This window comes from Streptomyces sp. H27-C3 (assembly GCF_030063415.1).
Classification (GTDB): Bacteria; Actinomycetota; Actinomycetes; order Streptomycetales; family Streptomycetaceae; genus Streptomyces.
Genome location: NZ_JASITA010000008.1, coordinates 52,930 through 78,678, shown reverse-complemented (window position 1 = coordinate 78,678; position 25,749 = coordinate 52,930). Strand labels below are relative to the sequence as shown.

Here is a 25,749-nt window from a genome sequence, read left to right as displayed (position 1 = left end):
CGTGCGGCGCCGACTTGGTTCGGTGCCGCACGTATGTGTGCTCGAACGGACAGGTACAAGACGCCGACGGACCCGTCCAGGTGTCCGCACGGTGACACACGCGCGCTGTGGTCAGCGTGCCGAGTGGCCGATGGAGCCCGGGGCGGCGCACTGCGGCGCGAGATCCACTTCCGCCCACACAGTCTTGCCCACGGTGAGCGGCTCGACGCCCCACCGGGATGCGAGGGCCGCGACGATGGTGAGGCCCCGCCCGAACTGCTCGTCGTCCAGCGCGTGGCGCGGCTGCGGGTGGCGTTCGCCGCGCGGGTCGGTGACGGCGATACGTAACGCCTTTTCCAGCAGGTTCACTTCGACCCGGAACAGCCGGTCCCGCAGGCACCCGTGCAGCAGCGCGTTCGCCGCGAGTTCTCCGGCGATGAGCGCGGCGTCCCCGGCGAGTCCCGGATGCCCCCACCCGCAGACGACGTGCGCGACGCGGCGCCGGGCGACGGTGACGTTCTGGGTGTACGGGACGTAGCTGACGACGTCGGTCGGGCTCGCGCTGGTCATGGACGCGTACCTCCTTGTACGGGCCTACGCCGTACCGGTGTTGGCGGTGTCCCTGCCGGTCCGCGCAGGGCGGAGCGGTGCACTTCCGCCGGACGGCTCCGCTCGGTGAGCGGGTGTGTACCGAACGTAGCGAGAAGAAGCTCTCTGGGGCAAGTGACTCGGAGACACTTGTCTCGAACGAGTGGCGCAGGTCGACGCTGTGAGCCCTCAGGAGGGAGAATCGCGCCGTGACTGATTCGGCTCAGCTCGGCAATCGGACCTCAACTGTCCTGGGACGGAAGCTCGGAGGCGAATTGCTGCGCTTGCGCGACGCCTCCCGGAAAACTCAGCAGCAGGCAGCCCACGTCATCACGGCTACCAACTCGAAGATCGTGAAAATGGAGCGGGGCTGGGTGCCCATGCGGGATCCGGACATCCGGGCGCTGTGCGAGTTCTACGGCGTCAGCGATCGCGAGATCATCGAGCGTCTTCTGAATCTGGCCAAGGCTGACCGCGAACGTCGCAAGGCAAAAGGCTGGTGGAACCAGTACCCCGAGCTGCGTTCCCTGGTCGAGTACGTCGCGCTTGAGGACATCGCTACCGGTGTACGAACCTGGCAAGGGGCGTTTGTCCCAGGGCTGCTGCAAACCGTGGGCTATGCACGCTCACTGGCGATCGGCAACGCCGAGTGGGAGGACCCCGAGGAGGTTGACCGCTTCGTCGAGGCGAGGATGGCACGTCAGGCACGATTGACCGAAGACACTCCACTGGACCTGTGGGCCGTTGTCGGAGAGGGCGCGCTGCGCCAGCTGGTCGGCGGGCGGGACGTTATGCGTGATCAGTTGACGCACCTTTTGGCGGCGGCGGAACTGCCGAGCGTCAAGCTTCAGGTAGTGCCGTTTCTCGCCGGCTCACACCCCGGGATGACCAGTGCGTTCAGTATCGTCTCGTTCGCTGAACCTGGCGCAATGGACGTGGTCTACATGGACACCACGTCGTCTACGCTATGGCTGGAGACTGAGGCCGATTCCACGCACCACAGCGTGGCGTTTGACCGGATCGTCAGGAACGGACTCGCCCCACGAGGCTCTGCCGCCTTGATTGAGCGTATCCGCAGGGAGCTGTAGAGATGCCGCAGTTCGAGTTCATGAAGTCCAGCTACAGCAGCGGCAATGGCGAGTGCGTCGAAGTCGCCCTCAACATGCCCGGCGCCGTAGCCGTCCGCGACTCCAAGCGTCCCGCCGGCCCCCTGGTCCTCCTCGCCCCCGCCGCGTGGGACGCCTTCCGGGCCGGGGTCGCCAAGTAGCGGCACGGCACGGCATCGGCCTCCCGGACCGCACCGCTGGTCCCGGAGGCCGACGTCGTGTTCAGGTCACGCGCTGGACAGCTTCGGCATCTCGCCCTTCGTCGTAGTGAGGTCGATCACCGAGAAGGCCGTGCCCGCCGGGTCGGTGACCGCCGCGAACCGGCCGAACGGGCTGTCCATCGGCCCGAACTGAAGCTTTCCGCCGCGCGTGGTCGCCTTCGCCACCGCCGCGTCGCAGTCCTCGACCGCGAAGTACACGTTGACGAACGACGGGACCTCCGGCGGGAAGTCGTCCGTCATCTTCATCCGGCCCAGGACGGTCTCGTCGCCGACGTCGAAGAGTTTGAAGTCGATCGCGTCGTCCTCCATCCGCCGCACGGTGTACGGGAAGACGGCGGGGAAGAACGCGTCCGACTTCTCCACGTCACGGGTGAAGACCTCGGACCAGGCGTACGCGCCCGGCTTGCCGACCGCCTCGAAGCCCTCGTGCGTGTTTCCCTGCCAGACGCCGAAGACCGCGCCCCCGGGGTCGCGGGCGATCACCATGGAGCCGAAGTCGGCGACCTGCATCGGGTCCACCAGCACTTCACCGCCGTTGTCACGGATCTTCTGGGCGGTGGCGGTGACGTCCGGCGATGCGAGATACAGGCACCAGCCCGAAGGAGCGTCGTCCTGTCCGGGCATCGGGGGCGCGACGGCGGCCACGGCCTTGCCGTCCGAGTACGCCTGCGTGTAGTTGCCGAACTCCGGCGCACTCTCGCCGAAGGTCCAGCCCAGTACGTCGCCGTAGAAGCTCTTCGCGGCTTCCATGTCGGCGAACGCGGCGTCGGCCCAACAGGGCGTTCCTTCTGTCTGCACGGCCATGGCTCTGATTCACTTCCTGTTTGGGGTTCGTCCTGCGTTTTGTCCTGCCTTCACGGTAATCAGGTAGGCGGCGGCCCGCGCGGGGAAAGTAGGTAAAATCGGGCACGCCGACGCGCTCCCGGCCCGCGCCGTTCCGCGATACGGACGGGGTTTTCTGTTGCACCTGTGTTGTATCTATGCTGTGCGCATGCCTGCCGCGCCCTCTGTTTCGCCCCCTCCCGCCGCCCCGTCCCCCGCCAAGCAGCCGCCCGCCGCCGAGCGTGTCTACGCGTACATCAAGCGCGCCGTGCTCGACCGCCGCTACGAGGGCGGCACCCTCCTCACCGAGGGGGACCTCGCCGAAGCCGTCGGGGTGTCCAGGACCCCGGTGCGCGAAGCGCTGCTGCGGCTTGAGGTCGAGGGGCTGATCAAGCTCTATCCCAAGAAGGGCGCCCTCGTGCTCGCCGTGTCGGCGCAGGAGATCGCCGACGTCGTGGAGACCCGGCTGCTGGTCGAGGAATTCGCCGTGCGGCGCGTCATGCCCGGGTCCCCCGCGCTGATCGCACGGCTGGAAGAGCTCCTTGATGAGCAGCGGCAGCGCGCGGAGGAGGGCGACTTGGCCGAGGTCGCCGTCACCGACCGGTGCTTCCACGCCGAGATCGTGCGGCACGCCGGCAATCAGATCCTGATGCGGCTGTATGACCAGCTCCGCGACCGGCAGTTGCGCATGGGCGTCACCATCATGGAGGCGCACCCCGACCGCATCGCCAAGAACATCACCGAGCACGCCGAGCTGCTGGACGCCATCCGCGCCGGTGACGAGGAAGGCGCCGCACAGTGCGTGCGCCGGCACGTCAGCCGGGTCCGCGTGCTTGTCAGAGGGGACGACCGATGAGTGCGGCGGTCTCGCTGCCGGGCGACCCGCCGGGCGGCCGGCGCGCCGCCGCGATGTGGGGCATCGGCATCGCCGTCTACTTCGTCGCGGTCATCTTCCGTACGAGCCTGGGCGTGGCGGGACTCGACGCCGCCGACCGGTTCGACGTCAACGCCTCCGCGCTGTCGACGTTCTCCATAGTCCAGCTCCTGGTCTACGCGGGCATGCAGATACCCGTCGGGCTGATGGTCGACCGGTGGGGCACGAAGAAGGTGCTGACGCTGGGGGTGGTGCTGTTCACCGTCGGGCAGCTCGGCTTCGCGCTCTCCCCCTCCTACGGCACTGCCCTCGCCGCCCGCGCGCTGCTCGGCTGCGGCGACGCGATGACGTTCATCGCCGTGCTGCGGCTCGGCACCCGCTGGTTCCCCGCCCGGCGCGGCCCGCTGATCGCGCAGGTCGCGGCCCTGTGCGGGATGGCGGGCAACCTCGTCTCCACGCTGGTCCTCGCCCGGATGCTGCACGGTGTGGGCTGGACCGCGACCTTCGCGGGCAGCTCGCTGGCGGGGGTGCTCGTGCTCGTACTCCTGACGTTGTTCCTCAAGGACCACCCCGAGGGGCACGAGCCCGCGCCCGCCGAGCACGCGGGCGGTGCGTACGTCCGCAAGCAGATCGCGGCCTCCTGGCGCGAGCCGGGGACGCGGCTCGGGATGTGGGTGCACTTCACCACGCAGTTCCCGGCGATGGTGTTCCTGCTGCTGTGGGGGATGCCGTTCCTGGTGGAGGCGCAAGGGCTCTCGCGGGCCACGGCCGGGGAGCTGCTGACGCTCGTGGTGCTGTCCAACATGGCTCTCGGGCTGGTCTTCGGGCAGGTCATCGCCCGTCATCACGAGGCCCGCGCCCCGCTCGCGCTGGGCACGGTCGGGGCGACCGCCCTGCTGTGGGCGGCCACCCTCGCGTACCCCGGTGACCACGCGCCGATGTGGCTGCTGATCACGCTGTGCGCGGTGCTCGGCGCGTGCGGTCCCGCGTCGATGATCGGATTCGACTTCGCCCGCCCGGCCAACCCGCCGCAGCGCCAGGGCACCGCGTCCGGGATCGTCAACATGGGCGGCTTCACCGCCTCCATGACAACGCTGCTCGCGGTGGGGCTGCTGCTCGACGCCACCGGCGACAACTACCGGATCGCGTTCGCCTCGGTCTTCGTCCTTGAGGCGCTGGGGATCGCGCAGATCCTGCGGCTGCGCAAGCGGACGGCCCGCCGCGAGCGGGACCATCTGGTCGCCAGTCGCGTCGAGGCGGTGCACGTCCCTGTGTAGGTGCACGTCCCTGTGTGGCGGGGCGTTACAGCGTCAACAGGGTTACGGCGTCACGGCGAACGCCCGCAGGATCGTGTCCGCCAGATCGTGGTCGCCCTCGACCTTGATCCGGTCGGCGACCGTGTCGTAACGCACCCGGCCGCAGGCCAGCCGCACGTACGTCTCCCAGTCCAGCGTGATCGTCGCCAGCGGGCCCAGCGACGGCGCGCCGTCCACCGTGCCTCGGCCCTGGGCGTCCACGCGGACCGTACGCATGAATTCGAGCGGGCCGTGCACATCGACGACGACCGCCGAGTTCGCGGGGGCGCCCGCGTCCTTCGCGACGACTCTCGCCAGGCCCTCAAGCAGCACGTCCCGGGTGACGAACGCGCCGGGGGAGTCGAGGTTGCCCGGCCTGCCGAGCGTGGCCCGCAGATCCTGCTCGTGCACCCAGATGTCGAACGCCCGCATCCGCATGGCCAGTTCGAGGGTCTGCTCGGTGCCGAGCGGGGCACGGACCTTGGTGTCGGGGGAGCGCGTCTCGTTGCGGAGCTGGCGCGCGCGCCGGATGATCGTGTACTCCAGCTCGGAGGTCATCTCGGGCGCCGTGTGGTGGCGCCGCACATCGACCTGCATCTCCATGTATCTGGCGAACTCCGAGGCCACATGGAAGAGATCGCGCGGCAGCGTGTGGATCGGGCGAGGATCGCCGAGCATCTCGCACTCCATGCCGATGACGTGCGAGACGATGTCGCGCACCGACCAGCCGGGGCACGGTGTGCGGCGGTTCCACTCGCCTTCGACGAGCGGCGTCACCAGCTCGGATATCGCTTCTACGGAGTGGGTCCAGGCGTCGGCGTAGGTTTGGAGGCTGGGATGGACGGTCACGGGACCCCTCGTGCGGTTCAGTGGCGGTGGAGCGGGCTGGGCGGCGGCGGTTGGCCGACAGGACGGCTTACTGGGTTGCGTGGGAGGCTCGCACGCTAAGTTACGCTGCCCCGTGGCACCCCGGCAGTGCTTTGGTGTGACGATCGTAGGCCTGTGTTGACGGCTCGAATGCCAGGACGGTGGTACTGTGCGCGCCTCCCTCATCCAGATCGCTGTAGACCCGGACGAATCGGTCAATTCCCGTCGGCGGCGCGTCGCTTCCCTCGTACGCGAACAGCGCGGAGCCGACCTGGTGGTCCTGCCGGAGCTCTGGCCCGTCGGTGCTTTCGCCTATGAATCGTTCGTCGCCGAGGCCGAACCCGTCGAGGGTGCGACGTACGACGTGATGTCCAAGGCGGCCCGGGACGCCGGGGTTTGGCTGCACGCCGGATCGATCGTCGAGCGGGACCCGGAAGGGCCGCTCTACAACACCTCGCTGGTCTTCTCCCCCGACGGCGAACTCGCCCGCACCTACCGGAAAATCCACCGCTTCGGCTTCGACTCGGGCGAGGCCGTGATGATGGCCGCGGGCGAAGAGCTGGTCACCGTGCGGACCGACGACCTCACCTTCGGCCTCGGCACCTGCTACGACCTGCGCTTTCCCGAGCTCTTCCGCGGCCTGGTCGACGCGGGCGCGCAGGCCTTCGTGGTGCCGGCCGGCTGGCCCGCCCGGCGCCGCGAGCACTGGACCCTGCTGGCCCGCGCCCGCGCCGTCGAGAACCAGGCGTACGTCCTGGCCTGCGGCACCGCGGGCACGCACGCCGGGGTCGAGCAGGCGGGGCACAGCATCGTGGTCGACCCGTGGGGCGAGGTGCTCGCCGAGGCGGGGACGGCGGAGGAGGTCCTCACCGTCGATCTTGACCCGGCGAAGGTCACGACGACGCGCGAGCAGTTCCCGGCGCTGAAGGACCGCTGCCTGCCCTGACGGTCGGCAGTCGGCAGTCGGCAGTCGTCGTCAGTCGTCCTTGTCGGTCATCCGGATCACGCACACCGCGACCGCGATCAGCAAGGCTGTGTCGGCTTCCTCGCGCACCACGTTCACGGCATACGTCTCGCGCACCCGGAACCACTTCCGCGAGATGTGGGCCAGCAGTTCACCGTCGTACTCGATGGTGAACTCGCGATCCAGGATCCGGCCGCTGACATCCAGCTCGGTGCCCTCGGCGAGCTCCACGCGATAGTGGTTGCGCAGCAGCGAGAGCCGCTTCTTGCGCACGGTCGCCAACTGCTCGTCGCCCCGCTCGATGGTCATCGTGTCGCGCAGGCTGAGCATTTTCGCGCGCAGGGTGATCAGGACCTGGCCCGTGGGGTCCTTGATCTCCAGGGTGTCGCGCAGCCGCAGCGCCTTGCCGTCGACGAGAAAGGCCTGCTGCCCGTCCTCGTCCTCGATCCAGTAGTCGTCACCGATGGCGAAGATCTTGTCGCGCACTAGATATTTCATGGCGCGATGCCTACCCCGGAATGACCGCTATGGACGTGATGTTGGACAGGGGTATGGCGAAACGTGCACGTGTCCGCGCCCCCGCGCTTGTCGGCAGTGGTGGGTGGATCAATACAGGTGGTCGGGAACTGAGCCTCGCGGACCTGCGGGGGCGCACCGTAATTGTCGATTTTTGGACCTTTTGTTGCATCAACTGCCTGCATGTCCTCGATGAGCTGCGCGAGCTGGAGGAGAAGCACCGGGACACGCTGGTGATCATCGGCGTCCACTCGCCGAAGTTCGTGCACGAGGCCGAGCACCAGGCCGTCGTCGACGCCGTCGAGCGCTACGAGGTGCACCACCCCGTCCTCGACGATCCCGAGCTCGTGACCTGGAAGCAGTACGCCGTGCGGGCCTGGCCCACGCTCGTGGTCATCGACCCCGAGGGGTACGTCGTCGCGCAGCACGCGGGCGAGGGGCATGCCCACGCCATCGAGAAGCTGGTCGAGGAGCTGGAGGCGGAGCACGGCGCGAAGGGCACGCTGCGACGCGGCGACGGCCCGTATGTCGCGCCCGAGCCGGTCGCCACCGATCTGCGCTTCCCCGGCAAGGCGGTGCTGCTGCCCGCCACCGGCACCTTCCTGGTCTCCGACTCGACGCGGCACCAGCTGGTCGAGCTCGCGGCGGACGGCGAGAGCGTGCTGCGTCGGATCGGCGGACCCGGCGACTTCAAGGAGCCGCAGGGGCTCGCGCTGCTGCCGGACGGGCTTGTCGTGGTCGCCGACACGGTCAATCACCGGCTCCGTACGTTCGACCCCGCGACCGGGGTGATCGAGACCGTTGCCGGTACCGGCAAGCAGTGGTGGCAGGGGTCCCCCGACTCCGGGCCCGCACTGGAGGTGGCGCTGTCCTCGCCCTGGGACGTGGCCTGGTTCGCGGGCAAGGTGTGGATCGCGATGGCCGGCGTGCACCAGCTGTGGACGTACGACCCGGGGACCGGAGTCGTCGCGGCGGCGGCCGGGACGACCAACGAGGGTCTGGTGGACGGGCCCGCGGCCGAGGCGTGGTTCGCGCAGCCCTCGGGGCTCGCGGCGACCGAGGACCGGCTGTGGGTGGCCGACTCCGAGACGAGCGCCCTGCGGTACGTCGACCTCGACCTGGTGGTGCACACGGCCGTCGGGACCGGGCTCTTCGACTTCGGGCACCGGGACGGGCCGGCCGGTCAGGCGCTGCTCCAGCACCCGCTCGGGGTGACGGCGCTGCCCGACGGGTCGGTGGCGGTCAGCGACACGTACAACCACGCGCTCCGGCGCTACGACCCGGCATCCGGCGAGGTGACGACCCTGGCCACGGACCTGCGGGAGCCGAGCGACGCCGTGCTGATCGGGGACGACATCGTGGTCGTCGAGTCCGCGCGCCACCGGCTGACCCGGCTGCGGCTGCCCGACGAGGCGGTGCGGGTGGAGGCGGTCGCCCACCGGACGCAGCGGGCGGCGACCGAGGTGGCGCCGGGGAAGCTGCTGCTCGACGTGGTGTTCCAGGCGCCGGCCGGTCAGAAGCTGGACACCCGCTACGGCCCGTCGTCGAGGCTGCTGGTGTCGGCCACGCCGCCCGAGCTGCTGGTCGCGGGGGACGGCGCCGGGACCGATCTGAGCCGGGAGCTGGAGCTGAACCCCGAGGTCACCGAGGGCGTGCTGCATGTCTCGGCGATGGCAGCCTCGTGCGACGACGACCCGGCGAACGAGTACCCGGCCTGTCATGTGCACCAGCAGGACTGGGGTGTTCCGGTCGTGGTGACCACGGCGGGGACGGACCGGCTGGCGTTGGTGCTCGCGGGGATGGACGACGCGTAGGGCGGCGGAGGACGGGCGGGCGCGGTTGCGGGACGGGCGGTGGGCAGCGGCCGGGTACGGGCGCGTGAGCCCGCGGGTGCTGACGGGTAGGGCTGCCGCGGACGGGCGGGCGGGTGCGGGCGGGCCGCTGGTCCGAGGGCGGGCGGTGAGCACCGGCCGGGTACGGGCGCCGCGGCCGGGCCCCTGCTTCCCCGGCTTGGTCAGCGGGCCGCCGCCAGCCGGGCCAGCGCCTGCTCGTAGCGCTGCTGGTACTCGTCTTCGGCCGTCATCCGCAGCAGTACGGACAGGGCGCCGCAGGCGCCTTCGTCGTATCCCTCGCGCTCCGCGAGACCCGCGGCGCCCATCAGCTGCATCAGGGCCTCCTCGCACTTGCCCAGCGCGGCCAGGGCTTCGCCACGCGCGGTGAACAGCAGGACGCGGCGGGTCATGGAGCCGTCACCCAGGCGCAGGGCGAGGCCGCTCTCCGCGTGGCGCAGCGCCTCCTCGTGGGCGCCCGCGGTCAGGCAGTGCCGGGCGAGATGCTGGTAGGCCAGGATCTCCGTCTGGCGGTCGTCGGCCTGCTGGGCGAGGGTCACGGCGCGGGCGCAGCTGTCGCGGGCCTCGGCCAGGTCGTCGCCCGCCGCCTGCGCGACGGCCAGATTGACGAGCCCGACGGCCTCGTCGGCCCGCCGGCCGGGGGCTGCGGTTTCCCTCGCGGGTGGGGCCAGTTCCAGGTGCGGCTCTGTCGTCCGGCGGCCCTGCCCCGGGGGGCGTTCCCGGGGTGGAGCGGCCGAAGGGGCCGGGGTGGTGGGTGCCCGGTGTTCCGTCAGGTCCGGCTCTTCGGGCTGCAGGATCAGGCCGTACGCCTCCTGGAGCACCCGGCCGGGGGTCGCCCCCAGCTCGTCCGCGAGCAGCCGCCGGGTGCGGTGGTACCAGTCGATGGCGTCCGGCCGGCGCCCGGCCCGGTACAGCGCCACCATCAGCGCGCCGGCGAGGGATTCGCGCATCGGGTGCGCGACGGCCTCGGCGCGCAGCACGGTGACGGCCCTGGTGTGCTCGCCCAACTGCCCGTAGCGGTGGGCCAGATCCTCGACGGTGAGCAGCCGGGTCTCGGTCAGCGTGTGGGCGGCGGCGCGCAGCGGCTCGCTGTCGACGGTGCCGGACAGCGCGGGTCCCCGCCACAGGGCGAGGGCCTCACGCAGCATCAGGATGCTGTCGGCCGGGCGCCGCTGATGGGCGGCGAGCCGCACCAGTTCGTCGAAGCGGTGCGCGTCGAGCAGCGGCCCCGCCAGGTGCAGGACGTACGCCGCCGGTCCCTGCGTGGTCAGTTCGACGCCCGGCCCGGCCGCGCCGCCGTGCAGGAGCGCCCGCAGGTGCGAGACATGGCTCTGGACGACGGTGCGGGCGTGGGCGGGCGGTTCGTGCTCCCAACTGGCTTCGATCAGCTGGTCGATGGTCACTGCGGTGTTGGCCCGCAGTAGCAGCGCGGCCAGCATGCTGCGGCGCTTGGCGGGCCCCAGGGAAAGCTCTTCGGATTCGGTGGCGACGGATACGGCTCCGAGCAACCGGAACTCCACAGGTATTCCCCCTTGTTGAGGAGGCAAGAATACCGCCGTGCCGCTCGGTTCCGGCCTGTCGTTACGCCGCTGCGCGCGTCACTCGTATCGGCGGTGATGCTCCTCCACGATCGGCGCGTCGGGGGAGGACAGATGTGTGGTGCGGCGCCGCTTCAGCACGCTCGTGTACACGGCGATGCCGATGATGCCGACCAGCATCATGATCAACCCGACCATGCGGAGATTGACACCCTCCATTTGCCAGTCGGTGGCAAACGTGAGGATTGCTCCCACCACGACTAGGGCTATACAGCCACCCAGGCCCATATGACTCGCCTCCGGACTTCGATTGGCTGTTCCCGGTTCGGTACGTCTCGGTCCGTCATCGCGTACCCGGACCGGGAACAGCCATGCTCGGAGGGTGCGTTCGAGTTCTCGGGGCTCCTCGGGCTTCGGCGCTTCCGGGGCTCCTCAGGCTTCGAGGAAGGCGGTCATCGCGTTGGCCAGGAGGTACGGGTCGTCGGCCCCGCACAGCTCGCGGGCGCTGTGCATGGAGAGGATCGCGACGCCGATGTCGACGGTCTGGATGCCGTGCCTGGCGGCGGTGATCGGGCCGATCGTGGTGCCGCAGGGCACGGAGTTGTTCGACACGAAGTTCTGCCAGGGCACTTCGGCCTTCTCGCAGGCCGCCGCGAACACGGCCCGCCCGCTGCCGTCGGTGGCGTACCGCATGTTGACGTTGACCTTCAGGATGGGGCCGCCGTTGACCTGGGGGTGGTGCGTCGGGTCGTGGCGCTCCGGGTAGTTGGGGTGGACGGCGTGCCCGGTGTCGGACGACAGACAGACCGTCGACGCGAAGGCGCGGGCCTTGTCCTCGTAGCTGCCGCCGCGGGCGAACAGGGAGCGCTCCAGGACGGTGCCGAGCAGCGGTCCGTCCGCGCCGGTGTCCGACTGCGAGCCGTTCTCCTCGTGGTCGAAGGCGGCGAGCACCGGGATGCTGGTGAGGCCGTCCGCGCCGGCGGCTGCGGCGAGCGCCGCGACCCCCGCGTGCACCGAGATCAGGTTGTCCATGCGCGGGCCGGCCACCAGCTCGCGGTCACGGCCCAGGTACGACGGGGCTTCGAGGGCGTGCGCCAGCAGGTCCCAGCCGACGACCTCGCCCTCGGTGATGTCCTCCTCCTGCTCCAGGAAGCGGATCAGGTCGCCCTCGGTGACCTGGCCGAGGCCCCAGATCGGCTGCATGTGCCGCTGCTTGTCGAGCTTGAGGCCCTCGGTGTTGACCGAGCGGTCCATGTGCACGGCAAGCTGCGGGACGCGCAGCAGCGGCCGGTCGATGTTCACCAGGCGGTGCGAGCCGTCGCGCAGCGTCAGCCGGCCCGCGATGCCCAGGTCCCGGTCGAGCCAGGTGTTGAGCAGCGGCCCGCCGTAGATCTCGACGGCGACCTGCCGCCAGCCCTGGGTGCCCATGTCGGGCTGCGGCTTCACATGCAGGTGCGGCGAGTCCGTGTGCGCGCCGATGATCCGGAACGGCGTGTGGGCGTCGGCGCCCTCAGGTACGTACCAGGCGATGATCGCGCCGCCCCGCAGTACGTACTTTCCGCCCGTTGTCGCATCCCAGACTTCGCTTTCGGCGACTTGCCGGAAACCGGCCTTCTCCAGTCGCTCCGCGGCGTCGGCCACGGCGTGGTACGGCGACGGGTTGGCCGCCAGGAAGGTCATCAGGTCGTCGGTGTGGCCGCGATCGAAGCGGACGGATGCGCTCATGGGGATCACCATAACTAGGGGCCCGAGGCGCCTGCCTCAGGGACTGGTGTGGGGACTTCGCGAGGGTGAAGCGGGGGTGAAGTGGGCGGGAAACAGCGGACTTTGAGGGTCTACAGACCGGGCGGGCGGTCGAACCGGCGCTGCATCGTGCGGCGTTCGCCGCGGCGCAGCGGCGGCAGCATGCGCGGCGCTCCGGGCGGGCGCTGCTGCTGCTGGCGGCGGCCCACGCAGAACAGGCAGCCCTCGCCGGGGGGCGCGGTCGGGTCGATGGGCGAGCCGGGGTGCTCGGAGCAGCCCGATGCGTTGCGCGGGCGGGAGAGCTCGCGGGCCACGATGAACGCGCGGTGCAGGGTGTCCGCCAGCTCGACGTACTGCTCGGCGGGGGAGGAGACGGAGACGGCGAACGCCCGGTCGTTGACCATCTGGAGGTGGTGCTTGAGGATGTCCGGCGTGTACGGCGGGTCCGGCACGGGGTAGCCGAGGCGGCGCTGCTCGGCCGGCGCGGGGATGCTGCGCTCGCCTCGGCGGCGGCGGCCGTTGCACAGCAGGCAGCGGCCCCAGCCCGCCGGGGCCTCGGGGTCGAGGGCGCCGTTGGGGTGCTGGGCGCAGCCGGTGAGGCTCTTGATCGGGGCCAGGTCGGCGGCGGTCTTGAACGCGACGTAGAGGGTATCGGCCACCGGCTCGTACTCGAGGGGGTGTGAGCCGTCGTACAGCTCGCGGACCAGGTCGCCCACCGAGCCGAGCTTTCCGCGCAGCTCGTTGAGCGCGTACGGCCGGCCGGCCGGGACGGAGTAGCCTCCGCCTCTGCGGGATTCCTTGGAACTCATGCTGTCCAGCGTCGCACGTGCCACCGACAACGGGCCGGGACCTTCGGAAAGAAGGCCCCAGCCCGTTATCGGCGCGTGATTCAGGCGTTGGCGGAGTTTCGCCCGAAGGCTAGAAGGCCGCCTCGTCCAGCTCCATCAGGGACTGGTCGACGGACTCGGCCAGCGCGCGCTGCACCGAGACGCCCGGCAGGACGTTCTCGGCGAAGAACTTCGCGGCGGCGATCTTGCCGGTGTAGAAGGGGACGTCCTTCGGGGAGGCGGTCGGCAGCTTCTCGGCGGCCACGGCGGCCCCCTTGAGCAGCAGGTAGCCGACGACGACGTCACCGGAGGCCATCAGGAGCCGGGTGGTGTTGAGGCCGACCTTGTAGATGGACTTGACGTCCTGCTCGGTGGCCGCGAGGTCGGTCAGCATCGCGCCGACGATGGCCTCCAGGTCCACGGCCGCCTTGGCGAGCGTGTCGCGGGCCGTGGCCAGGTCCTGGCCGCCGGTGCCGACCGCGAGGAACTTCTTGATGTTCTCGGCGAGCGTGTTCAGCGCGGCGCCCTGGTTACGGACGATCTTCCGGAAGAAGTAGTCCTGGCCCTGGATCGCGGTGGTGCCCTCGTAGAGGGTGTCGATCTTGGCGTCCCTGATGTACTGCTCGATCGGGTATTCCTGTAGGTAGCCGGAGCCGCCGAAGGTCTGCAGGGACTGCGCGAGCTGCTCGTAGGACTTCTCGGAGCCGTAGCCCTTGACGATCGGCAGCAGCAGGTCGTTCAGGGCGCTGAGCGCCGAGACGTCGTCGCCCGCGGACTCCTGGGCGGCGATCTCGTCCTGGACGGACGCCGTGTAGAGGACCAGGGCGCGCATGCCCTCGGCGTACGCCTTCTGCGTCATGAGCGAGCGGCGGACGTCGGGGTGGTGCGTGATGGTGACCTTGGGGGCGGTCTTGTCCATGAAGTTCGCCAGGTCGGGGCCCTGGACGCGCTCCTTGGCGTACTCCAGGGCGCTCAGGTAGCCCGTGGAGAGCGTCGCGATGGCCTTCGTGCCGACCATCATGCGGGCGAACTCGATGATGCGGAACATCTGGCGGATGCCGTCGTGCCTGTCGCCGATCAGGTAGCCCTTGGCGGGGCGCTGGTCGCCGAAGGTCATCTCGCAGGTGTTGGACGCCTTGAGGCCCATCTTGTGCTCGACGTTCGTGGCGTAGACGCCGTTGCGCTCGCCCAGCTCGCCGGTCTCGAAGTCGAAGTCGTACTTCGGCACGAGGAAGAGGGACAGGCCCTTGGTGCCGGGGCCCGCGCCCTCGGGGCGTGCGAGGACGTAGTGAAGGATGTTCTCCGACATGTCGTGCTCGCCGGACGTGATGAAGCGCTTCACGCCCTCGATGTGCCAGGAGCCGTCGTCCTGCTTCACGGCCTTGGTGCGGCCGGCGCCGACGTCCGAGCCGGCGTCCGGCTCGGTGAGGACCATGGTGGAGCCCCACTGCTTCTCGACCGCGATCTTCGCGGCCTTCTTCTGCTCGTCGGTGCCCTCGGTGAAGAGGATGCCGGCGAAGGCCGGTCCGGACGAGTACATCCACACGGCCGGGTTCGCGCCGAGGATCAGCTCCGCGTACGCCCAGATCAGCGTCGCGGGGGCGGTGGTGCCGCCGATCTCCTCGGGGATGCCCAGACGCCAGTACTCGGAGTCCATGTAGGCCTGGTAGCTCTTCTTGAACGCGGCGGGGACCGGCGCGGTGTTCGTCGCCGGGTCGAAGACCGGCGGGTTGCGGTCGGCGTCGGTGAAGGACGCGGCCAGGTCGTTCTCAGCGAGACGAGTGACTTCGTCGAGGATGCTCTTGGCGGTCTCGACGTCCATCTCCGCGAACGGGCCGGTGCCGTACAGCTTGTCGCGGCCGAGTACCTCGAAGAGGTTGAACTCGATGTCGCGGAGATTCGGCTTGTAGTGCCCCATGGCGACGGCTCCGTAAGGGTTCGGGAGGCAGGATGCTCGTACGTGTACCAATCAGTAACTATCATCATGCTACCCGTCGGTAATAAGAAGCAACCTCTCCTCGTGCATCTGTGACTAAGTACGCTTGCGCGCATGTACGGCTATGACCAGAACCAGGCCGGGCAGCAGCAGCAGTACGCGCCGCCCCAGCCCCAGCCCCAGGGTGGCTACCCGGAGCAGCCGCTCTACCCGGAGCCGTCTCCGCCCTCGCTCGCCGACGCGGTGCGCGCCTTCACCACCGGATCGCTGTCCGCCGAGGACTTCCAGCAGATCTTCGCCACGTCGAAGGTCTACTGCCCGCGCGGCGACAACCCGGGGTTTCTCGCGCTGCACAACACCCAGCAGCCGGTCATCCCGATGTTCACCTCGCTCAAGGAGCTGCGCAGGTACGCGGGCAAGGAGTCCAAGTACTTCGTGATCACCGGGGCGGAGGTGATCGACCTGCTGCCCACCGGGTACGGCTTCGTCCTCGATATGGAGGGTGAGCACCGGATGGTGTTCGACGCGAAGGCGGTGGAGCAGATGGTCGACTTCGCGATGCGCCGGATGTACGGCTAGACGCCATTGCTGCGCAGACGGCTGAGCGCCACCTGGGCCCTACGGGGAATAGGGCGCTCTTGCGGGAAGTTCACTGTTCAACTAAATTGAATGGTGAACAACCTGGAGGAGGCTGTCGTGCCCGCAGTGACCGTAGAGAACCCGTTGACCCTGCCGAAGGTCGGAGTCCCGGCCGAAAGGGTGGCGCGTCCGCGTCCCGTGCTGGCCGTCACGACCGCCCCCGGCGGGTTCGAGGGAGAGGGCTTCCCGGTGCGCCGGGCCTTCTCCGGCATCAACTACCAGTACCTCGATCCGTTCATCATGATGGACCAGATGGGCGAGGTGGAGTACGCCGCGGGCGAGCCCAAGGGCACCCCCTGGCACCCCCACCGCGGCTTCGAGACCGTCACGTACCTGATTGACGGAACGTTTATTCACCAGGACAGCAACGGTGGCGGCGGCACCATCCAGGACGGCGACACCCAGTGGATGACCGCCGGGTCCGGCCTGCTGCACATCGAGGCGCCGCCGGAGTCGCTGGTCATGTCCGGCGGTCTCTTCCACGGCCTCCAGCTGTGGGTGAACCTCCCGGCGAGCGACAAGATGATGGCCCCCCGCTACCAGGACATCCGCGGCGGCCAGATCCAGCTCCTCGCCTCGCCCGACGGCGGCGCGCTGCTGCGCGTCATCGCGGGTGAGCTGGACGGGCACCAGGGTCCGGGTGTCACCCACACCCCGATCACGATGATCCACGCGACGATCCGGCCCGGCGCGGAGGTCGTCCTCCCGTGGCGGGAGGACTTCAACGGTCTCGCGTACGTGCTGGCCGGGCGCGGCTCGGTCGGTACGGACCGGCGGCCCGTCCGCATCGGGCAGACTGCGGTCTTCGGCGAGGGCGGGTCGCTGGTCGTCCGGGCGGACGAGCGGCAGGACTCGAACACTCCGGACATGGAGGTCGTGCTGCTCGGCGGCCGGCCGATCCGGGAGCCGATGGCGCACTACGGGCCGTTCGTGATGAACAGCCAGGCCGAGCTCAAGCAGGCGTTCGACGACTTCCAGTCGGGCCACCTCGGCACGGTACCGGCGGCCCACGCCTGACCCCGGTGACCTTCGGCGGGCGGGGGGGCGTTGCCCACCCGGCCGCCCGTTCAGGGGCGGCGGGGGCCCGGCTTCGGGGCCCGCCCCTCCGCGCCCGCCCCCGTCACCCGCGTGGCCCGGCCCGCGCGCCGCCGTTCCCTCCCCGTGGTCGGGTGGAGTGGTGACGGTCAATCAGAAACCACATCTGCTCCCCGAGCCCGCCCGGCGTATCGCCGCCTGGTGCGTCGTCGCTTTGCTCGTCACCGGGGTCGCCGGGGTCGGGATCTGGCTGTGCGTCACTCTCAAGGCCGCCGTCACTCCTGTGCTGCTCGCCATTCTCGGCACCGCGCTGCTCGGGCCGCTGCACCGGCGGCTCGTCAAGATGAAGGTGCAGCGTTCGCTGGCCGCCGGGCTGACCTGTGCGGCCGTGGTCGCCGTGGTCGGCGGCGCCGGGTACATCGTGGTCGGCGCGCTGATCGACAGCGGGGACCAGATCATCGCCTCGGTCAAGCAGGCCACCACCGATGTCGTCGAGAGGCTGGGCGCCAAGGGCACCTCGCTGGACGACATGTCGTCCAGCCTCAAGGACCTGGTCTCCAAGTTCGGCGGTTCCGCCGCCTCGGGGGTGCTCACCGGGATCGGGATCGTCGGCGGTGTGATCGCCACCGCCGTGCTCGCGCTGCTGCTGATCTTCTTCTTCCTGCGGGACTCCGACCGGGCGGTCGGCGCGCTGCGCTCCCTCGCGCCGAGCAGCACGGCCGACACCGTGGAGGCGGTCGCGCGCCGGGCCTTCGAGGCCGTCGAGGGGTTCATGCGCGGGACCACGTTCATCGCGCTCATCGACGCCCTGTGCATCACCGTCGGGCTGCTGATCCTGCGGGTGCCCGGCGCGGTCGGGCTGGGCGCGCTGGTGTTCGTGGGCGCGTACATCCCGTACCTCGGCGCGTTCATCTCCGGGACCGTGGCCATCCTGGTGGCGCTCGCCGACCGCGGGTTCGTGATCGCGCTGTGGGCGCTGGGGATCGTACTGGCCGTACAGGTCCTGGAAGGGCACATCCTCCAGCCGCTGATCCAGAGCCGTACGGTCCAGATGCACCCGGCCGTCGTCATGCTGGCCATCACCGCGGGCGCCACCGTGGCCGGGATCCTCGGCATGCTGCTCGCGGTGCCGCTGACCGCGGCGGCCGTCGGGGTGATCGCCGAGATCCGGCTGCGTTACGCGGCCGGCCCGGCCCCGGGGCCGGGGTCCGCGCCGCCGGCCTCGTAGAGCTCGAACCAGATCGACTTGCCCTCGCCCCTGGGGTCCACGCCCCACGCGTCGGCGAGCATCTCCATCAGCATCAGACCGCGCCCGCTGGACGCCATCTCGCCGGGGCGCCGCCGGTGCGGCAGCTCGTCGCTGGCGTCCGCGACCTCGACCCGCAGCCGCCGTGCGCCCGGCTTGCCCGTCGCCTCCGCGACCAGCAGCGCGTCGCCGTCCGTGTGGACCAGGACGTTGGTGACCATCTCGGAGACCATCAGCACGGCCGAGTCGACCTGCTCGGCGCCCGTCCAGTCGTGCAGCAGGTCGCGCACCTGCCGGCGTACCCCGGCGATGCGCTCCGGCTCTGCCTGGGCGATGGTCAGCGCGGTGCGCCGGCCCCGGTCGCCGACCGACGGGAGGGCGCCGGGCTCCAGGCTGTCGTCGAGGGCCTCACGGCAGAGCAGCAGCAGCGCGATGTCGTCCTCGCGGCGGTCCACGAGCGGGCCCGTGGTGTGGTGCGAGGAGGGGCCGTGCACGGCGGCGACGAGGGCATCGGCGAGCTTCTCCAGGTTGTCCCCGGCGTGCCCCTCCATGATGGTGCGCAGCCTCGCCCAGCCCGTGTCGAGGTCGTGGCCGCCGGTCTCGATGAGCCCGTCCGTACAGATCATGATCGTCTCGCCCGGTTCCAGGACGAGCCGCGTCGTGGGGTAGTCCGTGTCCGGGTCGATGCCCAGCGGCAGCCCGCCCGCGGTGGGCCGCACCAGCACAGTCCCGTCGGCCATCCGCACCGCGGGCTCGGGATGGCCCGCGCGGGCCAGTTCGAGAGCGCCCGTGGCGGGGTCGGCCTCGATGTACAGGCAGGTCGCGAAGCGCGCGCCGGCATGCTCGTCGGGGGCGTACGTACCGGTGATGCCGTGCAGGAAGCGGGAGGCACGGGAGAGCACGGCGTCCGGGCGGTGCCCCTCCGACGCGTACGCGCGCAGCGCGATCCGCAGCTGTCCCATCAGGCCGGCCGCGTGCACGTCATGGCCCTGTACATCACCGATGACCAGCGCTATTCGCCCACTCGGCAGCGGGATCATGTCGTACCAGTCGCCGCCGACCTGCAGCCCACCACCGGTCGGCACGTAGCGTGCGGCCACGGTCATGCCGGGGATCTCCGGGCCCAGCGTCGGCATCATCGCCCGCTGGAGGCCCTGCGACAGCTCGCGCTCGGACTCCGCGATGCCGGCCCGCGCCAGCGCCTGCGCCAGCATCCGCGCGACCGTCGTCAGCACGGACCGTTCGTCGGGCGTGAAGCCGACCGGATGGGCGAAGCCCGCCATCCAGGCGCCCATGGTGCGGCCCGCGACGATCAGCGGCAAAAACGCCCAGGAGCGGCGTTCGAAGCGCTGGGCGAGCGACCAGCTGGCCGGGTAGCGGCGCCGGTACTCCTCGGGCGACGGCAGATAGATGGCCCGTCCCGTACGGACCACCTCGGCCGCCGGGTAGTCCATGTCCAGCGGCATGTCGGAGAACGGGCCCATGTCGCCCGCGTTGTGCCCGTGGTGCCCGATGATCCTGATCCGGCCGCCCGCGGCGCCGAACACCGCCAGGCCGTCCGGGGAGAACCCCGGCATGGACAGCGAGGCCGCGACCCGCAGCACCTCGGCGGTCGACCGGGCCTCGGCCAGCGCGCGGCCCGCGTCGAGCAGGAACGCCTCCCGGGAGCGCCGCCAGTCGCCGGTGACCGGGGTGCGGGCTGCGGAGCCCGGCTGCTGCTCGGCGACCTCCTGGAGGGTGCCGAACAGCGTGTAGTTGTCGCCCTCGATCACGGGCTTGGAGCGGCTGCGTACCGTACGCAGCAGCCGTCCTTCCTCATCCATGATCCGCAGCCTGGCCTCGGCGAGGGTGCCCTCGGCGACCGCGAGATTCACCACCCCGTTGATCTCGTTCCAGTCGACCGGGTGGAAACGCGAACGCACGGCCGACTCCGCGAGTGTCACGGGCTCGGCGGGCAGGCCGAGCAGCCGGGCGGCTTCCGCGTCGAGGCTGACCTTCCCCGAAGCGCTGTCCCAGCGCCACAGGCCGGTCGCGATGGCGGCCAGGAGGTCCTCGGTGCGCATTGCATCATCTTTACAGGTCGCGGCCGGACCGGCTGTCCGAGGTCCGCCCTCCGGGAAAACACCCCCGGACGGGGCCCCCGGGAAACCCCAGAAAAATGGGCCGCGCGCACCGGTAACCTTGGGGGGCCCAGACGATCCCGAATCCCGAAGGCTGGATGAACGACGATGCATCGGTACAGGTCCCACACGTGCGGCGAGCTCCGCGCCTCTGACGTCGGCACCGACGTCCGGCTGAGCGGCTGGCTGCACAATCGTCGAGACCTGGGTGGCATCCTCTTCATCGATCTGCGCGACCACTACGGTCTGGTGCAGCTCGTCGCCCGCCCCGGCACCCCGGCCAACGAGGCCCTGAGCTCCATCACCAAGGAGACCGTCGTCCGTATCGACGGCAAGGTCTCCGCGCGCGGCGCCGACAACGTCAACGCGGAGCTCGGCACCGGCGACATCGAGGTCGAGGTCACCGAGGTCGAGGTGCTCGGCGCCGCGGCCCCGCTGCCCTTCACCATCAACGCCGAGGACGGCGTCAACGAGGAACGGCGCCTGGAATACCGCTTCCTCGACCTGCGCCGCGAGCGCATGCACCGCAACATCATGCTGCGCTCGTCGGTCATCGCCTCGATCCGCTCCAAGATGGTGGCGCTCGGCTTCAACGAGATGGCGACCCCGATCCTCACGGCCACCTCCCCCGAGGGCGCCCGCGACTTCGTGGTGCCCTCCCGGCTGAACCCGGGCAAGTTCTACGCGCTGCCGCAGGCCCCGCAGCAGTTCAAGCAGCTGCTGATGATCTCCGGCTTCGACCGCTACTTCCAGATCGCGCCGTGCTTCCGCGACGAGGACGCCCGCGCCGACCGGTCGCCGGGCGAGTTCTACCAGCTCGACGTCGAAATGAGCTTTGTCGAGCAGGAGGACGTCTTCCAGCCGATCGAGAAGCTGATGACCGAGCTCTTCACCGAGTTCGGCAAGGGCGCCCCGGTCACCTCGCCGTTCCCGCGCATCCCGTTCCGCGAGTCGATGGTCAAGTACGGCAACGACAAGCCGGACCTGCGCGCCAAGCTGGAGCTCGTCGACGTCTCCGACGTCTTCGCGGACAGCGGCTTCAAGGCGTTCGCCGGCAAGCACGTGCGCGCGCTGGCCGTGCCGGACACCGCGGGCCAGTCCCGCAAGTTCTTCGACGGCCTCGGTGAGTACGCCGTCGAGCACGGCGCCAAGGGCCTCGCCTGGGTGCGCGTCGGCGAAGAGGGCGCGCTCGCGGGCCCGATCGCGAAGTTCCTCACCGAGGACGACGTCAAGGCGCTCACCGCCAAGCTGGGACTGGAGCCCGGCCACGCGGTGTTTTTCGGCGCGGGCGAGTTCGACGAGGTCTCCAAGATCATGTCGGCGGTCCGGGTCGAGGCCGCCAAGCGCGCCGGTCACTTCGAGGAGGGCGTGTTCCGGTTCTGCTGGATCGTCGACTTCCCGATGTACGAGAAGGACGAGGAGACGGGCCGGATCGACTTCTCGCACAACCCCTTCTCGATGCCCCAGGGCGGCCTGGCCGACCTGGAGGAGAAGGACCCGCTGGACATCCTGGCGTACCAGTACGACATCGTCTGCAACGGCATCGAGCTGTCATCGGGCGCCATCCGTAACCACGAGCCCGACCTGATGCTCAAGGCCTTCGAGATCGCCGGTTACGAGCGCGACACCGTCGAGAAGGAGTTCGCGGGCATGCTGCGCGCGTTCCGCCTCGGCGCCCCGCCGCACGGTGGCATCGCCCCGGGCGTGGACCGCATCGTGATGCTGCTGGCCGACGAGCCCAACATCCGCGAGACGATCGCCTTCCCGCTCAACCAGAACGCGCAGGACCTGATGATGGGCGCGCCGACGACGCTGGAGGAGACCCGCCTGCGGGAGCTCAACATCCAGCTGCGCAAGCCGGTGGCCGACAAGTAGGTCTGCCCAGTAGGTGTGCACAGTAGCTCCGCACAGCCGGTCCGCGGACCGGTCGGCCGTCCCTCCGGTTGGCCGACCGTCCGGCCGACAGCCCCGGCAAATAAGAACAAAGGGCCCGGAACCGAACAGGTTCCGGGCCCTTCTTTCATGCCGGGGGTGTCATATCCCGGTGGTTCTTGTCCGCGCGGCAACCTGATGCGCGCCCTACCGCGTTCCACGGTTGTGGGAGACCGAACAGGATGGCGAGGGCAGCATGCTGCACAGCAGCGGTGGTGGCGACGGCGGCTTCGAGGACTTCATCGCCGCGCGCGGACCACGGCTGCTGTGGGTGGCCTGGCTGCTGACCGGCGACGCGCACCTCGCGGAGGATCCGCTCGGGCAGGCCCTGTACGCGGTGGCCTGCCTGGCGGAGCCGACGCCCGAAATCGTCGAGCGCGTCAGCGACGCGCTGCGCACCGCCACCTTCGACACCGGGCCCGGCAGTGATGCGACCAAGCATCCGGGCAAGCGGTAGTGAGCACCACTGTGAACCCAGTCACGACGAGAGAGGCCCGCCCGATGACGGCCGTACGCCGCCGCACGCACCCCCGCGCCCTCGGCGCCCTGCTGCTCGCCACGGGCATCGCGCTCACCGCCTGCCAGAGCGGCGGCGCCCCGGCGGCGACCCGGCAGTCACCGCCCCCGGACGCCAACAAGCTGGGCACCACCGCCGTCGGCCGCCCGGCGCCCCGCCCGATCACCGAACTCCCGGGCCTGGGGCCCAGGACCCGCGGCCAGGTCCCCGACGGCACCCGGCAGGCGCTCGTGGTCACCGGCGAGGGCCGCGACAAGAACACGGGCAGCGCGGTGCTGTACGACCGCGACGCCGAGGGCGGACCCTGGCGGCCAGGCCCGTCCTGGCCCGTGCACAACGCGCTGCGCGGCTGGACGGACGAGCATCGGCGTGGCGACCTGCGCTCCCCGATCGGGGTGTACGGCCTGACCGACGCGGGCGGTCTGCTGCCGGATCCGGGCACGAAGCTCACGTACGACGAGGGCCCCGCCTTCGCGGCGGACGGCACGGGCGCGCTCGGTGAGCCGCTCGCCGGTTCCTTCGACTACGTCATCGCCATCAACTACAACCGCGAGCCGGGCACGACCCCGCTGAACTTGACCCGCCCGCTCGGCGAGGACCGGGGCGGCGGCATCTGGCTGCACGTCGACCACGAGGGCCCGACGCAGGGCTGCGTATCGCTGACTGAGGCCGCGATGAAGGCGCTGCTGCGCACGGTCGACCCGGCGAAGAAGCCGGTGGTGGTGATGGGCGACGGGGCGTCGCTGGCGCGCTGAGCGGGTGGGTCGGCCTACCTCTCGTGGGGGTGAAACGGCCTGCTGCGCAGGGCTCCGTGCCCGTAGTGTGGAGACCGCCACCGATCGCGGAGGAGGCCGCCATGAGCGTGGTCGAGGAGCGGTCCAGCGTCTTGACCCAGGACGAATTCGAAGAGCTTGCCCGCCACGCCATACGGACGAATGAGGCGCTGTGGCTGGAGTTCGTCGACGGGAAGATGGGGATCAAGGCTGTGCCGGACGGCGACCACGGGCGGATCATCGAGTGGCTCTCCCGCCTGTGCATTCAGGCGGACACGAACTGGTGGCTCTACCCCGACCAGGGCCTTCGGGCCGAGATGTACCGCAAGGGCAATGCCCGCCCCGGCGGCTCCCTCGCACCGAGCGGCACCTTCGTCGGCCAGGGCGAGTGGGCGAGCGCCGACGGGGTCCTCATGGTCGTCGAGGTCACTTCCGGTGACGCCGACACCGACCAGCGGGACCGGGTGGAGAAGCCGCGCGCCTACGCCGAGTCCGGCCTCCCTGTGTATCTGCTCATCGACCGCGACGCCTGCGAGGTCAAGGTCCACTCCCAGCCCGACGGGGTGCGGTACGAGCTGGTGTCGACGGTGCCGTTCGGGAAGTCGGTCGTGCTGCCCGACCCGGTCGGCATCGAGTTGGACACCGAGCCGCTCAAGGACTGGGTGCACTGAGGCCAGTACGTACGACGAAGGGGGCCAGGGACCCGTACAAGTCCCTGGCCCCCTTCTCACGCATTACGCCTTCTTCGGCTCTTCCAGCCGCGGGAACAGCACCGCGCCCTTGGTGATCGTCGCGCCGGCCGGGAGGCGGCCCCAGTCGGCCGCGTCCTGCACCCGCTGGTCGGCCAGCGCGCCCAGCACCGCGTCCGCGCCGAGGGAGTCCCACAGCTTCTGCGAGGTCTCCGGCATGACCGGGTTCAGCAGGACGGCCATGGCGCGCAGCGATTCGGCGGCCGTGTAGAGGATCGTCGCGAGGCGGGCCCGGCCCTCCTCCGAGGTGTCCTTGGCCACCTTCCACGGCTCCTGCTCCGTGATGTAGCCGTTGACCTGCTTCACGAACTCGAACACCGCGAGGATGCCGCCCTGGAAGTCCAGCTCCTCGCCGATCTTCAGGTCGGCCTCGGCGACGACCTTCGCGAGACCGTCCTTGACCGCCTGCTCGGCGTCACCGTCGGCGGCCGAAGCGGGCAGCGTGCCCTCGAAGTACTTGCCGACCATGGCGGCGACGCGGGACGCCAGGTTGCCGTAGTCGTTGGCCAGCTCCGAGGTGTACCTGGCGGTGAAGTCCTCCCAGGAGAACGAACCGTCCTGGCCGAAGGCGATGGCGCGCAGGAAGTACCAGCGGTACGCGTCGATGCCGAAGTGCGAGGTCAGGTCCTGCGGCTTGATGCCGGTCAGGTTCGACTTGGACATCTTCTCGCCGCCGACCATCAGCCAGCCGTTGGCGGCGACCTTGCCGGGCAGCGGCAGGCCGTTCGCCATCAGCATGGCGGGCCAGATGATCGCGTGGAAGCGCAGGATGTCCTTGCCGACCAGGTGGACGCTGGCGGGGAACGTCTCGTCGAACTTCGCCTGGTCCGCGCCGTAGCCGACCGCCGTGGCGTAGTTCAGCAGGGCGTCGATCCACACGTAGATGACGTGCTTGGAGTCCCACGGCACCGGGACACCCCAGTCGAAGGTGGAGCGCGAGATCGACAGGTCCTGGAGGCCCTGCTTCACGAAGTTCAGGACCTCGTTGCGGGCCGACTCGGGCTGGATGAAGCCCGGGTTCGCCTCGTAGAACTCAAGGAGCTTGGGGCCGTACTCGCTGAGCTTGAAGAAGTAGTTCTCCTCCTTGAGGAGCTCCACCGGCTTCTTGTGGATCGGGCACAGCTTCTGCCCGGCGAACTCGCCCGCGCCGTCGATCAGATCGCCGGGGAGCTTGTACTCCTCGCAGCCCACGCAGTACGGGCCCTCGTAGCCGCCCTTGTAGATCTCGCCCTTGTCGAAGAGGTCCTGCACGAACTCCTGCACACGGTCCGTGTGCCGCTTCTCCGTCGTACGGATGAAGTCGTCGTGTCTGATGTTCAGGTGCTCCCAGAGGGGCTTCCACGCCTCGTCGACGAGCTTGTCGCACCACTCCTGCGGTGTGACCCCGTTGGCCTCGGCCGTGCGCATGATCTTCTGACCGTGCTCGTCCGTGCCGGTGAGGTACCACACCTTCTCGCCGCGCTGGCGGTGCCAGCGCGTGAGCACGTCACCTGCGACGGTCGTATAGGCGTGCCCCAGGTGAGGAGCGTCGTTGACGTAGTAAATCGGGGTCGAGACGTAGAACGTCCTCGCCGCCTGCTTCTCGGATCCAGTGGCCGCCATGGTCGAAATC

At 70.0% G+C, this 25,749-nt stretch carries 24 protein-coding genes; 13 read left to right on the top strand and 11 right to left on the bottom strand.

Annotation, left to right across the window (positions count from 1 at the left end):
* Positions 1–111: 111 nt before the first annotated feature.
* The gene (locus QMK30_RS10020) at positions 112–549 is read right to left on the bottom strand and encodes an ATP-binding protein (RefSeq protein ID WP_283516908.1); all 438 of its coding nucleotides are present in this window, start codon (positions 547–549) and stop codon (positions 112–114) included.
* Between the two features lie 227 nt (positions 550–776).
* Here QMK30_RS10020 and QMK30_RS10015 point away from each other — a divergent pair, with 227 nt between their 5' ends.
* Both QMK30_RS10015 and QMK30_RS10010 read left to right on the top strand, forming a co-directional pair.
* Positions 777–1,655 carry a helix-turn-helix domain-containing protein gene (locus QMK30_RS10015; RefSeq protein WP_283516906.1) on the top strand — a complete coding sequence of 293 codons (879 nt, stop codon included), beginning with the start codon at positions 777–779 and terminating at the stop codon, positions 1,653–1,655.
* 2 nt (positions 1,656–1,657) lie between these two features.
* Positions 1,658–1,834 (top strand): DUF397 domain-containing protein, encoded by a 177-nt coding sequence (locus QMK30_RS10010; RefSeq protein ID WP_283516904.1) that lies wholly within the window; start codon positions 1,658–1,660, stop codon positions 1,832–1,834.
* Positions 1,835–1,900: 66 nt separating this feature from the next.
* Here the strand turns inward: QMK30_RS10010 and QMK30_RS10005 are convergent, their stop codons facing one another.
* The gene (locus QMK30_RS10005; protein WP_283516903.1) at positions 1,901–2,698 is read right to left on the bottom strand and encodes a VOC family protein; all 798 of its coding nucleotides are present in this window, start codon (positions 2,696–2,698) and stop codon (positions 1,901–1,903) included.
* 187 nt (positions 2,699–2,885) lie between these two features.
* Between QMK30_RS10005 and QMK30_RS10000 the strand changes: the two genes are divergently transcribed.
* Both QMK30_RS10000 and QMK30_RS09995 read left to right on the top strand, forming a co-directional pair.
* Complete coding sequence (locus QMK30_RS10000) at positions 2,886–3,572, top strand: GntR family transcriptional regulator (protein ID WP_283516901.1); 687 nt, start codon at positions 2,886–2,888, stop codon at positions 3,570–3,572.
* Positions 3,569–4,867: an MFS transporter gene (locus tag QMK30_RS09995; protein ID WP_283516900.1), complete on the top strand. Its 1,299-nt coding sequence runs from the start codon at positions 3,569–3,571 to the stop codon at positions 4,865–4,867. The genes QMK30_RS10000 and QMK30_RS09995 overlap by 4 nt, the downstream gene beginning before the upstream one ends.
* Positions 4,868–4,909: 42 nt before the next feature.
* Here QMK30_RS09995 and QMK30_RS09990 read toward each other — a convergent pair whose 3' ends face one another.
* The gene (locus tag QMK30_RS09990; protein ID WP_283516898.1) at positions 4,910–5,734 is read right to left on the bottom strand and encodes a maleylpyruvate isomerase family mycothiol-dependent enzyme; all 825 of its coding nucleotides are present in this window, start codon (positions 5,732–5,734) and stop codon (positions 4,910–4,912) included.
* 187 nt (positions 5,735–5,921) lie between these two features.
* Here QMK30_RS09990 and QMK30_RS09985 point away from each other — a divergent pair, with 187 nt between their 5' ends.
* On the top strand, positions 5,922–6,698 hold the full coding sequence (locus tag QMK30_RS09985) for a carbon-nitrogen family hydrolase (RefSeq protein WP_283516896.1): 777 nt from the start codon (positions 5,922–5,924) through the stop codon (positions 6,696–6,698).
* A gap of 30 nt (positions 6,699–6,728) precedes the next feature.
* Here the strand turns inward: QMK30_RS09985 and QMK30_RS09980 are convergent, their stop codons facing one another.
* A complete protein-coding gene (locus QMK30_RS09980) occupies positions 6,729–7,214 on the bottom strand; it encodes an LURP-one-related/scramblase family protein (RefSeq protein WP_283516895.1) in 486 nt (161 codons plus the stop codon).
* A gap of 53 nt (positions 7,215–7,267) precedes the next feature.
* Here QMK30_RS09980 and QMK30_RS09975 point away from each other — a divergent pair, with 53 nt between their 5' ends.
* Positions 7,268–9,046, top strand: a complete 1,779-nt coding sequence (locus QMK30_RS09975) for an NHL domain-containing thioredoxin family protein (RefSeq protein WP_283516894.1) — start codon at positions 7,268–7,270, stop codon at positions 9,044–9,046.
* 200 nt (positions 9,047–9,246) lie between these two features.
* On the opposite strand, the gene QMK30_RS38765 is transcribed toward QMK30_RS09975, so the two are convergent.
* From QMK30_RS38765 to QMK30_RS09950, 5 genes are all read right to left on the bottom strand, one after another.
* The gene (locus QMK30_RS38765; RefSeq protein WP_502963107.1) at positions 9,247–10,602 is read right to left on the bottom strand and encodes an AfsR/SARP family transcriptional regulator; all 1,356 of its coding nucleotides are present in this window, start codon (positions 10,600–10,602) and stop codon (positions 9,247–9,249) included.
* 78 nt (positions 10,603–10,680) lie between these two features.
* Positions 10,681–10,908, bottom strand: a complete 228-nt coding sequence (locus QMK30_RS09965; RefSeq protein WP_283516892.1) for a DUF6458 family protein — start codon at positions 10,906–10,908, stop codon at positions 10,681–10,683.
* 144 nt (positions 10,909–11,052) lie between these two features.
* Positions 11,053–12,345 (bottom strand): M18 family aminopeptidase, encoded by a 1,293-nt coding sequence (locus QMK30_RS09960; protein WP_283516889.1) that lies wholly within the window; start codon positions 12,343–12,345, stop codon positions 11,053–11,055.
* Positions 12,346–12,455: 110 nt separating this feature from the next.
* Positions 12,456–13,172 carry a hypothetical protein gene (locus QMK30_RS09955; protein ID WP_283516887.1) on the bottom strand — a complete coding sequence of 239 codons (717 nt, stop codon included), beginning with the start codon at positions 13,170–13,172 and terminating at the stop codon, positions 12,456–12,458.
* Between the two features lie 109 nt (positions 13,173–13,281).
* On the bottom strand, positions 13,282–15,108 hold the full coding sequence (locus QMK30_RS09950; protein WP_283516886.1) for an acyl-CoA dehydrogenase: 1,827 nt from the start codon (positions 15,106–15,108) through the stop codon (positions 13,282–13,284).
* A gap of 132 nt (positions 15,109–15,240) precedes the next feature.
* On the opposite strand from QMK30_RS09950, the gene QMK30_RS09945 reads away from it, so the two are divergent.
* The 3 genes from QMK30_RS09945 to QMK30_RS09935 all read left to right on the top strand — a co-directional run bounded on the left by QMK30_RS09945 (position 15,241) and on the right by QMK30_RS09935 (position 18,028).
* Positions 15,241–15,705 carry an SseB family protein gene (locus tag QMK30_RS09945; RefSeq protein ID WP_283516884.1) on the top strand — a complete coding sequence of 155 codons (465 nt, stop codon included), beginning with the start codon at positions 15,241–15,243 and terminating at the stop codon, positions 15,703–15,705.
* A 117-nt stretch (positions 15,706–15,822) separates the two neighbouring features.
* Entirely contained in the window at positions 15,823–16,782 is a 960-nt protein-coding gene (locus QMK30_RS09940) for a pirin family protein (protein WP_283516882.1), read from the top strand.
* 160 nt (positions 16,783–16,942) lie between these two features.
* On the top strand, positions 16,943–18,028 hold the full coding sequence (locus QMK30_RS09935) for an AI-2E family transporter (protein ID WP_283516880.1): 1,086 nt from the start codon (positions 16,943–16,945) through the stop codon (positions 18,026–18,028).
* Here QMK30_RS09935 and QMK30_RS09930 read toward each other — a convergent pair.
* Entirely contained in the window at positions 17,977–20,109 is a 2,133-nt protein-coding gene (locus tag QMK30_RS09930) for an ATP-binding SpoIIE family protein phosphatase (protein WP_283516878.1), read from the bottom strand. The two genes, QMK30_RS09935 and QMK30_RS09930, sit on opposite strands and share 52 nt — an antisense overlap.
* 165 nt (positions 20,110–20,274) lie before the next feature.
* Between QMK30_RS09930 and aspS the strand changes: the two genes are divergently transcribed.
* From aspS to QMK30_RS09910, 4 genes are all read left to right on the top strand, one after another.
* Positions 20,275–22,041, top strand: coding sequence for an aspartate--tRNA ligase (aspS, locus tag QMK30_RS09925; protein ID WP_283516877.1), 1,767 nt, complete (start codon positions 20,275–20,277; stop codon positions 22,039–22,041).
* Positions 22,042–22,294: 253 nt separating this feature from the next.
* Positions 22,295–22,555, top strand: coding sequence for a hypothetical protein (locus tag QMK30_RS38760; protein WP_502963106.1), 261 nt, complete (start codon positions 22,295–22,297; stop codon positions 22,553–22,555).
* Between the two features lie 44 nt (positions 22,556–22,599).
* Positions 22,600–23,370, top strand: coding sequence for a L,D-transpeptidase family protein (locus QMK30_RS09915; RefSeq protein ID WP_283516875.1), 771 nt, complete (start codon positions 22,600–22,602; stop codon positions 23,368–23,370).
* 101 nt (positions 23,371–23,471) lie between these two features.
* On the top strand, positions 23,472–24,059 hold the full coding sequence (locus QMK30_RS09910) for a Uma2 family endonuclease (RefSeq protein WP_283516873.1): 588 nt from the start codon (positions 23,472–23,474) through the stop codon (positions 24,057–24,059).
* 63 nt (positions 24,060–24,122) lie between these two features.
* Here the strand turns inward: QMK30_RS09910 and metG are convergent, their stop codons facing one another.
* Positions 24,123–25,739, bottom strand: coding sequence for a methionine--tRNA ligase (metG, locus tag QMK30_RS09905; RefSeq protein ID WP_283516871.1), 1,617 nt, complete (start codon positions 25,737–25,739; stop codon positions 24,123–24,125).
* Positions 25,740–25,749 lie beyond the last annotated feature (10 nt).